Here is a 15,195-nt window from a genome sequence, read left to right as displayed (position 1 = left end):
TGCGTGAGCAGGGCTCAGCCACTAGCGCTTTCCTACGCCCAGCAACGGCAGTGGTTCTTGTGGCAATGGGCACCGCACAGCGCCACCTACAACATTCCGGCCGCACTGAAGCTGGCCGGGGCACTGGATGTCGCCGCCCTGCAACAGGCTTTCGGCGCCTTGATCGAGCGTCACGAAACCCTGCGTACCACCTTCCGCCTGGATGGCGAGCACGCAGTGCAGGTCATTCATGATCAAGTGCCGTTCGAGCTGGCCATCGAGGAGCAGGCGCACGCCGACGAGGCCGCTGTGCGGGCCTGGGTCGAAGCCGAAGCAGGGAAACCGTTCGACCTCGAGCAGGGGCCGCTGCTGCGGGCCAGGCTGCTGGGCCTGGCGGCGGACCAGCATGTATTGGTGCTGACCCTGCACCATATCGTCGCTGACGGCTGGTCGATGCCGGTGCTGGTCGAAGAGCTGGTGCAACTGTATGCGGGCTACAGCCAAGGCCAGGTGCCGACGCTGCCGGTCCTGCCGATTCAGTACGCGGACTTTGCCGTTTGGCAGCGCAACTGGATGGAGGCCGGCGAGCAGGCGCGGCAGCTGGCCTACTGGACCGAACAATTGGGTGATGAGCAACCGGTGCTGGAGTTGCCGTTGGACCATCCGCGCCCGGCTGTACCGAGCCACCAAGGCGCGCGTTGGCCGATTGAGTTGGGCGATGAGCTGGCGGCCAACCTCAAGCGCGTTGCCCAGCAGCAGGGCGTGACGCCGTTCATGCTGCTGCTGGCCAGCTTCCAGACCCTGCTGCATCGCTACTCGGGCCAGGCCGACATCCGTGTTGGTGTGCCCACGGCCAACCGCAACCGGGTCGAGACCGAGCGCCTGATCGGCTTCTTCGTCAACACCCAGGTACTGCGGGCCGAGTTCGATGTGCAACTGACGTTCAGCGAGCTGCTGCAACAGGTACGCCAGCGCACGTTGGGCGCGCAGGCCCACCAGGACCTGCCATTCGAGCAACTGGTCGAAGCCTTGCAGCCTGAGCGCAACCTTGGGCACAACCCGTTGTTCCAGGTGCTGTACAACCACCAGACCGAGCTCAAGGGCAGCCAGCACCGCTTGCCGGGCCTGGAAATGTCCGGCTTGGAGTGGAGCACGAATACAGCCAAGTTCGACCTGTCTCTGGACACATTCGAGCACGAAAAGGGCATCGGGGCTTCGTTGACGTACGCCACCGACCTGTTCGACGCCAGCACCATCGAGCGCATGGCGCGGCATTGGCTCAACCTGCTGGAAGCTATCGTGCGCCAACCGGGCCAGCGCATCAGCGAGCTGCCGTTGCTGGGCGAGGACGAGCAGCAGGCCGTGCTGCGTGACTGGACCCGCAACACCGCCGCCTTCCCGGATGAACGCAGCATCCATGAGCTCATCGAGGCCCAGGTGGCCACCGCCCCCGACGCCCCGGCAGTTACCTTCGGCGAGCAGACCCTGAGCTACGACGAACTGAACCGCCGGGCCAACCAGCTGGCGCACAAGCTGATCGAGCGCGGCGTTGGCCCGGATGTGCTGGTGGGCATCGCCATGGAGCGCAGCCTGGACATGGTGGTCGGCCTGCTGGGCATTCTCAAGGCCGGTGGTGCCTATGTGCCGCTGGACCCGGAATACCCGGAAGATCGCCTCAGCTACATGTTCGCCGACAGCGGCATCACTTTATTACTGACCCAGTCGCACCTGCGTGAAGCCCTGCCGATCCCGCTTGGCCTGCACAGCCTGGATCTGGATGTCGAAGACCTGACCGGCTACAGCGATGCCAATCCGAATATCGACGTAGCCCCGCAGAACCTGGCCTACGTGATCTACACCTCCGGCTCCACCGGCAAGCCCAAGGGCACGCTGCTGCCGCACCAGAACGTGGTCCGGTTGTTCGCGGCGACCCAGGACTGGTTCCGCTTCGATGCCAGTGACGTGTGGACGGTGTTCCACTCCTACGCCTTCGACTTCTCGGTGTGGGAGCTGTTCGGCGCGCTGTTGTATGGCGGCCGGGCGGTGATGGTGGCCAAGGACGTGGCGCGTTCCACCGAGGACTTCCATGCACTGCTGCAGCGCGAGCAGGTGACGGTGCTGAACCAGACGCCGTCGGCGTTCCGCCAATTGATCCCGGTTGCCTGCGCGGCAGCGCGGCAGGGGCAGGGGCAGGGCCTGGCCCTGCGGCATGTGGTGTTCGGCGGCGAAGCGCTGGACGTGGGCAGCCTCGAGCCCTGGTTCGAGGTGTTCGGCGACCGGCAGCCACGGCTGATCAACATGTACGGCATCACCGAAACCACGGTGCATGTGACCTACCGGCCGATCACCCAGGCCGATTTGGCCAAGGGCGCGAGCAGCCCGATCGGCGAGGTGATCCCGGACTTGTCGTGGTACCTGCTGGATGCCGCGCTGAACCCGGTGGCCCCGGGCAGCCATGGCGAACTGGTGATCGGCCAGGCCGGCCTGGCGCGGGGTTATCACGGGCGCCCGGGACTGACTGCCGAGCGCTTCGTGCCGAACCCGTTCGACAGCCAGGGTGGTCGCCTGTACCGCTCGGGCGACCTGGCCCGCTACGGCGGCGCGGGGGTGGTGGAGTACCTGGGGCGGATCGACCATCAGGTGAAGATTCGAGGTTTTCGCATCGAACTGGGCGAGATCGAGGCGCGGTTGCAGGCGCAAGCCAGCGTGGCCCAGGGCGTGGTGCTGGCCCAGGACGGCCCGGGCGGCAAGCAGCTGGTGGGTTATGTGGTGCCTGCCGATGCGGCTGTGATGGCCAGCACCGAGGCCCAGGCTGCCGAGCGGGATGCGCTGCGCACTGCGTTGAAGGCGAGCCTGCCGGACTACATGGTGCCGGCCCACCTGCTGTTCCTGGCCAGGCTGCCGTTGACCGCCAACGGCAAGCTGGACCGCCGTGCATTGCCGCAACCGGACGCCAGTCTGCTGCAAGCGGCATACGTGGCCCCGCAGAGTGAACTGGAACAACAGATCGCGGCAATCTGGGCCGATGTGCTGAAGCTTGAGCGGGTGGGCCTGGGCGACAACTTCTTTGAACTGGGTGGGCATTCCTTGCTTGCCGTCCAGGTGATCTCCCGGGTACGTCAGAGCCTGGGCGTGGAGCTGCAGTTGCGTGCGCTGTTCGAAACGTCGAGCCTGGCCGACTTCGCCAGGCTTGCAGCGCAAGGTGAGCAGGCTTGCTCTGCCGTCATTGCACGGGTTTCCCGGAAGCAGCCGCTGGCGCTTTCCTACGCCCAGCAACGGCAGTGGTTCCTGTGGCAATGGGCACCGCACACCGCCACCTACAACATTCCGGCCGCACTGAAGCTGGCCGGGGCGCTGGATGTCGCCGCCCTGCAACAGGCTTTCGGCGCCTTGATCGAGCGTCACGAAACCCTGCGTACCACCTTCCGCCTGGATGGCGAGCAGGCAGTGCAGGTCATTCATGATCAAGTGCCGTTCGAGCTGGCCATCGAGGAGCAGGCGCACGCCGACGAGGCCGCTGTGCGGGCCTGGGTCGAAGCCGAAGCAGGGAAACCGTTCGACCTGGAGCAGGGGCCGCTGCTGCGGGCCAGGCTGCTGGGCCTGGCGGCGGACCAGCACGTGCTGGTGCTGACCCTGCACCATATCGTCGCCGATGGCTGGTCGATGCCGGTGCTGGTCGAAGAGCTGGTGCAACTGTATGCGGGCTACAGCCAAGGCCAGGCGCCGACGCTGCCGGTCCTGCCGATTCAGTACGCGGACTTTGCCGTTTGGCAGCGCAACTGGATGGAGGCCGGCGAGCAGGCGCGGCAGCTGGCCTACTGGACCGAACAATTGGGTGATGAGCAACCGGTGCTGGAGCTGCCGTTGGATCATCCGCGCCCGGCTGTACCGAGCCATCAAGGCGCGCGTTGGCCGATTGAGTTGGGCAATGAGCTGGCGGCCAACCTCAAGCGCGTTGCCCAGCAGCAGAACGTGACGCCGTTCATGCTGTTGCTGGCCAGCTTCCAGACCTTGCTGCATCGCTACTCGGGCCAGGCCGACATCCGTGTTGGTGTGCCCACGGCCAACCGCAACCGGGTCGAGACCGAGCGCCTGATCGGCTTCTTCGTCAACACCCAGGTGCTGCGTGCCGAGTTCGATATGCAGCTGACGTTCGGCGAGCTGCTGCAACAGGTCAAGCAACGTGTTCTGGGCGCGCAGGCCCACCAGGACCTGCCATTCGAGCAACTGGTCGAAGCCTTGCAGCCTGAGCGCAACCTTGGGCACAACCCGTTGTTCCAGGTGCTGTACAACCACCAGACCGAGCTCAAGGGCAGCCAGCACCGCTTGCCGGGCCTGGAAATGTCCGGCCTGGACTGGAGCACTCACACCGCCAAGTTCGACCTGAGCCTGGATACCTACGAAGACGGGCAGGGGATCGGTGCGGCACTGATCTATGCCACCGACCTGTTCGATGCCAGCACCATCGAGCGCATGGCGCGGCACTGGGTCAACCTGCTCGAAGCCATTGTGCACCAACCGGGCCAGCGCATCAGCGAGCTGCCGTTGCTGGGCGAGGACGAGCAGCAGGCTGTGCTGCGTGACTGGAACCGCAACACCGTCGCCTTCCCGGATGAGCGAACCATTCATGAGCTGATCGAGGCCAAGGTGGTCGCCGCCCCCGAAGCCCCGGCAGTCACCTTCGGCGAGCAGACCCTGAGCTACGGCGAACTGAACCGCCGGGCCAACCGGCTGGCGCACAAGCTGATCGAGCGTGGCGTTGGCCCGGATGTGCTGGTGGGCATCGCCATGGAGCGCAGCCTGGAAATGGTGGTCGGCCTGCTGGGCATTCTCAAGGCCGGCGGTGCCTATGTGCCGCTGGACCCGGAATACCCGGAAGATCGCCTCAGCTACATGTTCGCCGACAGCGGCATCACTTTATTACTGACCCAGGCACACCTGCGTGAGGTGCTGCCAATTCCAGTCGCCATCGAGTGCCTGGAGCTGGATGAGCTAGCTCTGGCCAGCTACAGCGGCGCCAACCCCGGGGTTACGGTAGCCCCGCAGAACCTGGCCTACGTGATCTACACCTCCGGCTCCACCGGCAAGCCCAAGGGCACGCTGCTGCCGCACCAGAACGTGGTCCGCCTGTTCGCGGCGACGCAGGCGTGGTTCCGCTTCGATGCCAGTGACGTGTGGACGGTGTTCCACTCCTACGCCTTCGACTTCTCGGTATGGGAGCTGTTCGGCGCGCTGTTGTATGGCGGCCGGGCGGTGATGGTGGCCAAGGACGTGGCGCGCTCCACCGAGGACTTCCATGCGCTGCTGCAGCGCGAGCAGGTGACGGTGCTGAACCAGACGCCGTCGGCGTTCCGCCAGTTGATCCCGGTGGCCTGCGCGTCAGCGCGGCAGGGGCAGGGCCTGGCCTTGCGGCACGTGGTGTTCGGCGGTGAAGCGCTGGACGTGAGCAGCCTCGCCCCCTGGTTCGAAGCGTTTGGTGACCAGCAGCCACGGCTGATCAACATGTACGGCATCACCGAAACCACGGTGCATGTGACCTACCGGCCGATCACCCAGGCCGATTTGGCCAAGGGCGCGAGCAGCCCGATCGGCGAGGTGATCCCGGACTTGTCGTGGTACCTGCTGGATGCCGCGCTGAACCCGGTGGCCCCGGGCAGCCATGGCGAACTGGTGATCGGCCAGGCCGGCCTGGCGCGGGGTTATCACGGGCGCCCGGGACTGACTGCCGAGCGCTTCGTGCCGAACCCGTTCGACAGCCAGGGTGGCCGCCTGTACCGCTCGGGCGACCTGGCCCGCTACGGCGGCGCGGGGGTGGTGGAGTATCTGGGGCGGATCGACCATCAGGTGAAGATTCGAGGTTTTCGCATCGAACTGGGCGAAATCGAGGCGCGGCTGCAGGCGCAAGCCAGCGTGGCCCAGGGCGTGGTACTGGCCCAGGACGGCCCGGGCGGCAAGCAGCTGGTGGGTTATGTGGTGCCTGCCGATGAGGCCGTGATGGCCAGCACCGAGGCCCAGGCTGCCGAGCGCGAGGCGCTGCGCACTGCGCTGAAGGCGAACCTGCCGGACTACATGGTGCCGGCTCACCTGCTGTTCCTGGCCAAACTGCCGTTGACCGCCAACGGCAAGCTGGACCGCCGTGCGCTGCCGCAACCGGATGCCAGCCAGTTGCAGCGCGCGTACCACGCGCCACAAAGCGAACTGGAACAACGGATCGCGGCGATCTGGGCCGATGTGCTGAAACTGGAGCGGGTAGGCCTGGGCGACAACTTCTTCGAACTGGGTGGGCACTCCTTGCTGGCTACCCAGGTCATGGCACGGCTACAGGTCGAGCTTGGCACGAGCCTGCCCCTGGCGTTGTTGTTCCAGGCGCAAACGCTGCAGGACTACGCAGCAATGATCAATAGCTTGAATACCCATAGCGATGCAGACCTGGATGAACTCCAGGACTTCATGAGCGAGCTTGAGGCAGTCTGAAATGCAAACGGATAACAGAAACATGGCCCTGGTGCAGCGCTTCATCGGCCTGCCGCTGCCACAGCGCAAACTCTTCCTCGAGAAACTGGCGGCGAAGGGCATGAGCCTGGCCCAGTTGCCGATCCCCGAGGTGCGCGGTGAGCATCCGTTGCCGGCGCTTTCATACGCCCAGCAACGGCAGTGGTTCCTGTGGCAATGGGAGCCTGCCAGTGCCACCTACAACATCCCGGCTGCCTTGAAATTCAAGGGGAATCTGGATACCACAGCTCTGCAACTGGCCTTCGCGGCCTTGATCGAGCGACATGAAACGCTGCGTACCACGTTCCGTCGCGACGGTGAGCAGGCGGTGCAGGTCATTCATGGCCAGCTGCCGTTCGAGCTGGTCATCGAAGAGCAGGCAAACGCCGACGAGGCCGCTGTGCGGGCCTGGGTCGAGACCGAGGCAGGGCAACCGTTCGACCTGGAGCAGGGGCCGCTGCTGCGGGCCCGGTTGCTGCGCCTGGCGGCGGACCAGCACGTGCTGGTGCTGACCCTGCACCATATCGTCGCCGACGGCTGGTCGATGCCAGTGATGGTCAATGAGCTGGTGCAGTTCTATCAAGGTTTCAGCCAGGGCCAGGTAACGCAACTGCCGGCCCTGCCGATCCAGTATGCCGACTATGCCATTTGGCAGCGTAGCTGGATGGAAGCCGGCGAGCAGGCGCGGCAGCTGGCCTACTGGACCGAACAATTGGGTGATGAGCAACCGGTGCTGGAGCTGCCGCTGGACCATCCGCGCCCGGCCATGCCGAGCCACAGAGGGGCACGGTTGCCGATCGTGCTGGGCGATGGGCTGGCCAACAACCTGAAAAGGGTTGCCCAGCAGCAGGGCGTGACGCCGTTCATGCTGCTGCTGGCCAGCTTCCAGACCCTGCTGCATCGCTACTCGGGCCAGGCTGATATCCGCGTTGGGGTACCGATTGCCAACCGCAACCGGGTCGAGACCGAGCGCCTGATCGGCTTCTTCGTCAACACCCAGGTGCTGCGGGCCGAGTTCGATGTGCAGCTGACGTTCAGCGAGCTGCTGCAACAGGTCAGGCAACGTGCCCTGGGCGCCCAGGCCCATCAGGACCTGCCGTTCGAACAGCTGGTCGATGCGCTGCAACCGGAGCGCAACCTGAGCCACAATCCGCTGTTCCAGGTGTTGTACAACCATCAGACCCAGGCCAAGGGCGAGCCCCGACGTATAGCGGGGCTGGAGATGGAGGAGTTGGCCTGGGACAACCACACCGCCAAGTTCGACCTGGCTTTGGACACCTCCGAGCATGAAAAGGGCATCGGGGCTTCGTTGACGTACGCCACCGACCTGTTCGACGCCAGCACCATCGAGCGCATGGCGCGGCATTGGCTCAACCTGCTGGAAGCTATCGTGCGCCAGCCCGGGCAACGCATCAGTGAGCTGCCATTGCTGGGCGAGGACGAGCAGCAGGCCGTGCTGCGTGACTGGAACCGCAACACCGTCGCCTTCCCGGATGAGCGAACCATTCATGAGCTGATCGAGGCCCAAGTGGTCGCCGCCCCCGAAGCCCCGGCAGTCACCTTCGGCGAGCAGACCCTGAGCTATGGCGAACTGAACCGCCGGGCCAACCAGCTGGCGCACAAGCTGATCGAGCGCGGCGTTGGCCCTGATGTGCTGGTAGGCATCGCCATGGAGCGCAGCCTGGACATGGTGGTCGGACTGCTGGGCATTCTCAAGGCCGGTGGTGCCTATGTGCCGCTGGACCCGGAGTACCCGGAAGACCGCCTCAGCTACATGTTTGCCGACAGTGGCATCGCCTTGCTGCTGACCCAGTCGCACCTGCGCAAAGCCCTGCCGATCCCGGTTGGCCTGCACAGCCTGGATCTGGATGTCGAAGACCTGACCGGCTACAGCGATGCCAACCCGAATATCGAAGTAGCCCCGCAGAACCTGGCCTACGTGATCTACACCTCCGGCTCCACCGGCAAGCCCAAGGGTACGCTGCTGCCGCACCAGAACGTGGTCCGGTTGTTCGCGACGACCCAGGACTGGTTCCGTTTCGATGCCAGTGACGTGTGGACGGTGTTCCACTCCTACGCCTTCGACTTCTCGGTATGGGAGCTGTTCGGCGCGCTGTTGTATGGCGGCCGGGCGGTGATGGTGGCCAAGGACGTGGCGCGCTCCACCGAGGACTTCCATGCGCTGCTGCAGCGTGAGCAGGTGACGGTGCTGAACCAGACGCCGTCGGCGTTCCGCCAATTGATCCCGGTTGCCTGCGCGGCAGCGCGGCAGGGGCAGGGGCAGGGCCTGGCCCTGCGGCATGTGGTGTTCGGCGGCGAAGCGCTGGACGTGGGCAGCCTCGAGCCCTGGTTCGAGGTGTTCGGCGACCGGCAGCCACGGCTGATCAACATGTACGGCATCACCGAAACCACGGTGCATGTGACCTACCGGCCGATCACCCAGGCCGATTTGGCCAAGGGCGCGAGCAGCCCGATCGGCGAGGTGATCCCGGACCTGTCGTGGTACCTGCTGGATGCCGCACTGAACCCGGTGGCCCCGGGCAGCCACGGCGAACTGGTGATCGGCCAGGCCGGCCTGGCACGGGGGTATCACGGGCGCCCGGGGCTGACCGCCGAGCGCTTCGTGCCCAACCCGTTCGACAGCCAGGGTGGCCGCCTGTACCGCTCGGGCGACCTGGCCCGCTACGGCGGCGCGGGGACGGTGGAGTACCTGGGGCGGATCGACCATCAGGTGAAGATTCGAGGTTTTCGCATCGAACTGGGCGAGATCGAGGCGCGGCTGCAGGCGCAGGCCAGCGTGGCCCAGGGCGTGGTCCTGGCCCAGGACGGCCCGGGCGGCAAGCAGCTGGTGGGTTATGTGGTGCCTGCCGATGCGGTCGTGATGGCCAGCACCGAGGCCCAGGCTGCCGAGCGGGATGTGCTGCGCACTGCGCTGAAGGCGAGCTTGCCGGACTACATGGTGCCGGCCCACCTGCTGTTCCTGGCCAGGCTGCCGTTGACCGCCAACGGCAAGCTGGACCGCCGTGCATTGCCGCAACCGGACGCCAGCCTGCTGCAAGCGGCATATGTGGCCCCGCAGAGCGAACTGGAACAACAGATCGCGGCGATCTGGGCCGATGTGCTGAAACTGGAGCGCGTAGGCCTGGACGACAACTTCTTTGAACTGGGTGGCGATTCCATCGTTTCCCTGCAGGTCGTGGGCAAGGCCCGCCAGGCCGGCGTGCAGTTCACCCCCAAGCAACTGTTCCAGCATCAGACCGTACAAGGCCTGGCCACGGTGGCGCGGCGTGTTGTCGAAGGTATTGGCGAGCAAGGGCCGATCACGGGCAGCACACCGCTGACACCGATTCAGCAATGGTTCTTCGAGGCCGACATTGGCGAGCGTGGGCATTGGAACCAGTCGATTCTGCTGACACCCAGCGAACCCCTGCAAGCGGACCGCCTGCACGATGCGTTGCTGGCACTGGTCGCCCATCATGATGCACTGCGCCTGGGCTTCGAGCAGCAGGAGGGGGTCTGGCAAGCCGAGTACAAGCCACAGCGGCAGGCGCGGATACTCTGGGAGCATGCGTGCGCGGACGAGGAGGCGTTGGCCGCACTTGCTGACCAGGCCCAACGCAGCCTGAACCTGCAGCAAGGCTTGCTGGTCCGTGCGCTGCTGGCCAGCCTGCCCGATGGCAGCCAGCGTCTGCTGCTGGTCATTCATCACCTGGCGGTAGATGGCGTGTCGTGGCGCCTGTTGCTGGAGGACCTGCAACAGGCCTATCAGGCCCTGGGCAACCGACAGCCGCTGCAATTGCCAGCCAAGACCAGCGCCTACAAGACCTGGGCGCAGCACCTGCAGGCCTATGCCCAGAGCGAGGCGCTGCAAGCGGAACTTGCCTACTGGCAAGCGCAGTTGCAAGGCACCAGCGACCACCTGCCGTGCGCCAATGCGCTGGGCGGCAACCAGCAGCAGCACGCTGCGTCGGTCAGTACGAGGCTGGGCCGCGAAGCCACCTGGCAGTTGTTGCACGATGCCCCTGCGGCCTATCGCACGCAGATCAATGACCTGTTGCTGACAGCCCTGGCTCGGGTGATCGCCCGCTGGACCGAGCGGCCGGAGGTGCTGGTCAGGCTGGAAGGCCATGGGCGGGAAGACCTGTTCGATGACATTGACCTGAGCCGCACGGTGGGCTGGTTCACCAGCATGTACCCAGTGAAGCTGAGCCCGCTGGGCGGGATCGCCGAATCGATCAAGGCGGTCAAGGAGCAGCTGCGGGCTGTGCCGAACAAAGGCCTTGGCTATGGCGCGCTGAAGTACATGGGGCCGGCTGGTGCGCGTGAGGCCCTGGCTGCGTTGCCTCAGGGCGAGATCGTGTTCAACTACCTCGGGCAGTTCGACGGTAGCTTCGACGAGCAGTCGGGCTTGTTCGCACCCGCGCGCGAATACGGCGGTGCGGCCAAACCAGCCGATGCGCCACTCGATAGCCAGATCGCCCTGAACGGCCAGGTATACGGCGGCGAGCTGAAACTTGGCTGGACCTTCAGTGCGCAGCGCTACGACACAGCGGTCATGCAAAAGTTGGCAGATGACTATGCCGCAGAGCTTGGCGCGCTGATCGCTCATTGCTGCGAGCCGGGCAACCGTGGTGTTACGCCTTCGGACTTCCCACTGGCCGCGCTGCGCCAACAACAGCTGGATGAGCTGCCGGCAGTTGCACGGCAGGTTGCCGATATCTACCCGCTGTCGCCGATGCAGCAGGGCATGCTGTTCCATTCGCTGCAGGGGCCTGAAGGCGCGCTTTACATAAACCAGACTTCGGTGGAAGTCAAAGGCCTGGAAATCGAACGGTTCGTGGCAGCCTGGCAGCAGGTGATCGACTGCCACGATATCCTGCGCAGTGCCTTCTGGTCGGCGCCCCACTTGGCCGAACCTTTGCAGCTTGTCTACCGCAAGGTCGAATTGCCGGTGGTCGTGCATGACTGGCGCGATCGTCTGGTAAGTGCGCAGATGCTGCAGGCGCTGGCCGAGGCCGATGCCGCACAAGGCCTGGACCTGAGTGTCGCACCGTTGATGCGCCTGACCCTGGTGCGGCTGGACGACGAACGTTTGCACCTGCTGTGGACCCGTCATCACATACTGATGGACGGCTGGAGTACCTCGCGGCTGCTTGGCGAGGTGTTGCAGACTTACCATGGCCACCCTGCGCGAGCGCCGGCAGGGCGGTTTGGCGATTACATCCGCTGGCTTGCCGGGCAGCCCAAGGCGGCGCTGGAGCAGTTCTGGCGCGGCAAGCTGCAAGAGCTGGAAAGCCCCACCTGGCTGGCGGACAGCCTGGCGGCTCGCCCCGCGGCAGACCTGCAGGGGCACGCCGCGCTGTACCTGCGTTGGGATGCCTCGCGTACCCGGCAACTGCGCGAGCAGGCCCAGCGCTTGCGCATCACCCCAAACACCTTGATCCAAGCGACCTGGCTGCTGCTGCTTCAGCGCTATACCGGGCAAGCCACGGTGTGCTTCGGCGCCACCGTGGCGGGCCGGCCAGCCGGCTTGCCCGGTGCCGACGAAATGCTGGGTTTGTTCATCAACACCTTGCCGGTGGTGCAGACGCCCCAACCGCAGCAGCGGATTGTCGACTGGCTGCAGCAACTGCAGGCCTGCAACCTGGAACTGCGCGACCACGAACATGCAGCCTTGGCCGATGTGCAACGCTGGGCAGGGCAGGCAGGGCAAGCGTTGTTCGACAGCATCGTGGTGTTCGAGAACTACCCGGTGGACGAGCGCCTGCAGGAAGGTGGTGGTGGCTCGCTGCAGTTCGGTGAGGTGAGCAACCGCGACGTGACCAACTACGCCATGGACCTGGCGGTGCATCTGGGCGAGACGCTCTCTGTCGAGTTCCTCTACTTGCGCAACCGCTTCACGGAGCAAGCCACCGACAGCATTCGTGGCAGTTTCGAACGGCTGCTCGAGGGCATGCTCGACAACCCTCACGCCACCGTGGGCAGCCTGGACATGCTGACCCCGGCGCAAGCGCAGCAGGCCCAGGCTCGCAACGGCTTGCAGCCATGCGAGCAGGCCATGCCAAGGCTGGCCGAGCTGATTGCCAGGCATGCCCAGGCGCGGCCAGAGGCAATTGCGGTGGCCTGTGGCGAGCGACAGTTGAGCTATGCCCAACTGGATGAGCGTGCCAACCGCCTGGCACACCACCTGATTGCCTTGGGGGCGCGCCCGGAGGTTACGGTCGGCATCGCCCTGGAACGCTCGGTGGAGGTGATCGTGGCATTCCTGGCGGTGATGAAAACCGGCGCCGCCTATGTGCCGCTGGATATCGACTACCCGCAGGATCGCTTGCAGTGGATTGTCGAGGATTCGGCCATGCACCTGCTGGTGACCAGCAGCGGCTTGCGCCAGCGTTTTGCCGGGGTGGAGCACTGCGTGGAGCTGGACCTTCTGGCTATCGCCAGCTTGCCGTCCGATGCCCCTCAGGTGATGGTGCACGACACCAACCTGGCGTACCTGATCTATACCTCTGGTTCCACCGGCAAGCCCAAGGGCGTGGCGGTCAGTCACGGGCAGATCGGCATGCACTGCCAGGCAATCGCCCGCCTTTACGAAATGGATGAAAGCACTCGCGAGCTGTTGTTCATGTCGTTCGCTTTCGACGGTGCCCAGGAGCGTTGGCTGTCGACCTTGTCGTCAGGCGGCTGCCTGGTGGTGCGCGGTAGCCAGCTGTGGACTGCCGAGCAAACCTGGCAGGTACTGCATGCCGAGCGCATCGACATTGCCTGCTTCCCACCGGCGTATCTGCAGCAACTGGCCGAGTTCGCGCAAACCCGGCAGGAAGCCGCACCGCCGGTGCGCATCTATTGCTTTGGCGGTGACGCGGTGCCCGATGCACTGTTCGAACTGGTCAAGCGGACCTTGCGCCCGCAGTTCCTGACCAATGGCTACGGGCCTACCGAAACGGTCGTGACCCCCCTGTTGTGGAAAGTATCGGCACAGCAGTCATGCCAGGCGGTGTATGCGCCGATCGGTGAGCGGGTTGGCCAGCGCACGCTGCATGTGCTGGACCAGGGCCTGAACCCGGTGCCCGATGGCGTGGCCGGGGAGCTCTACATTGGTGGCGAGGGTGTGGCGCGCGGGTATCACCAGCGTCCGTCCCTGACCGCCGAGCGCTTTGTCGCCGACCCGTTTGCCCAGGGCGGGCGGCTGTACCGCACCGGTGACCGGGTGCGTCGTCGTGCGGATGGCGTGATCGATTTCATCGGCCGCCTGGACAACCAGTTGAAGGTTCGCGGTTTCCGTATCGAACCTGGGGAAGTCGAAGCACGGCTGCGTAATCTGGCGGATGTGCGGGATGCTGTGGTGGTGGCCAGGGAGGGCGCTACCGGCAAGCAATTGGTGGCGTATCTGGTCACCGGCAATGGGGTGACTTCCGCTACGCCATTGCGTGACGCCTTGCGTGCCGACCTGCCGGACTACATGGTGCCGACCCAGTGGGTATTGCTGCCGGCGTTTCCACTCACGCCCAATGGCAAGATCGATCGCAATGCGCTGCCGGCCCCGGAGTTGGCCGGGCGCCCGGTGCGGGTGGCTCCGCGCGATGACACGGAGAAGGCGCTGGCGGCCATCTGGCGGGAAGTGCTGGAGGTGGATGAAGTTGGTGTCGATGACAACTTCTTCGAGTTGGGGGGCGATTCGCTGCGCGTGCTGAAGATGCTGTCGAAGGTACGAGCACGGCCCGACCTGTCGATCGAGCTGAAACTGCGCGATGTCATTGCCAGGCCAACCATTGGCGAGCTTTCCGGCTATACCGATGGCGACGTCGCCCTTGATCCGCTGCTGCTGCTCAACAGCCGGGTAACCGGGGCCAAGCCTCTGTTCTGCCTGCATGCAGGCTTTGGCACGGTGTTCGACTACGAGCCGCTGGCGCGCCGGCTGGAAGGGCATTGCAGCGTCTACGGCGTGCAATGCCGCATGCTGCTCGATCGCAACTGGCAGGATGATTCGTTGCAGGCCATGGCGATCGACTATGCCCAGTACATTCGCCAGAAGCAGCCCGAAGGGCCATACCAGCTTGCCGGCTGGTCGCTGGGTGGCACGCTGGCGGTGCTGGTGGCCCAGGAGCTGGAAGCCCAGGGCCAGCAAGTATGGTTGCTTGGCCTGGTCGACAGTTTTATCCCAACCGGTGCGCCGGCGACGCCGGCAGCGGACTGGAGTGCCGACCTTGGCAGCTTCCTGAGTGTGCTGCTGGGGCTGGCAAAAGAGCAGTTGGTACTGCCTGCGGTTGCGGCGGGCAGTGGTGTGCCGCTGCTTGAGCGGCTGATCGAAGAGGCACGCTCGGGGCTGCAGGTAGCGTCGGCCTTCGCCAGTGTCGAAAGCGCTGAACTGGCCCACACCTTTGCCGTGGCGATGCGGCTCAAGGCGTTGTCGGAACGGTTGCCGGCATTGCCGGCAACCCGCGCCGCTGCCTTGTGCTGGTGGGCAGGTGACCATGGCCAACGCTTCGCGGTTCACGGGAGCGGTGAGAACCACGCGGTTGCAGCGGGTCACTATGACATCCTCAAGCATCGGGAAGTGATCGAGGGGCTCGCGGCCAGGCTGGTGGCGGAGCCGGTCATGGGTTGACCCGGCAGGGCCGGCTGAATGACCTGTGGGGCCCACGTTCAACGTGGGCCCCACAGGTTTTTTCATGTCGGCAGTGTCGCCACCGAGACGAAAAAAAGCGGCGTCATCCTGTGTGG

The 15,195-nt window shown here is 65.2% G+C and carries 2 protein-coding genes; both read left to right on the top strand.

Annotated features, from left to right (window positions below; all coding sequences use genetic code 11):
• The first annotated feature begins 3 nt into the window (after positions 1-3).
• The gene (locus GYA95_RS16280) at positions 4-6,453 is read left to right on the top strand and encodes an amino acid adenylation domain-containing protein (RefSeq protein WP_457852357.1); all 6,450 of its coding nucleotides are present in this window, start codon (positions 4-6) and stop codon (positions 6,451-6,453) included.
• 22 nt (positions 6,454-6,475) lie between these two features.
• Positions 6,476-15,079, top strand: coding sequence for a non-ribosomal peptide synthetase (locus GYA95_RS16275; protein WP_015271326.1), 8,604 nt, complete (start codon positions 6,476-6,478; stop codon positions 15,077-15,079).
• Positions 15,080-15,195: the final 116 nt, after the last annotated feature.

Source organism: Pseudomonas asiatica (assembly GCF_009932335.1).
Classification (GTDB): domain Bacteria; phylum Pseudomonadota; class Gammaproteobacteria; order Pseudomonadales; family Pseudomonadaceae; genus Aquipseudomonas; species Aquipseudomonas asiatica.
This window is presented reverse-complemented; position numbering and strand designations above follow the sequence as displayed.

Excerpts from the sequence above, each read along its gene's own strand:
- GYA95_RS16275 (WP_015271326.1), top strand. The coding sequence starts at position 6,476 with ATGGCCCTGGTGCAGCGCTTCATCGGCCTGCCGCTGCCACAGCGCAAA.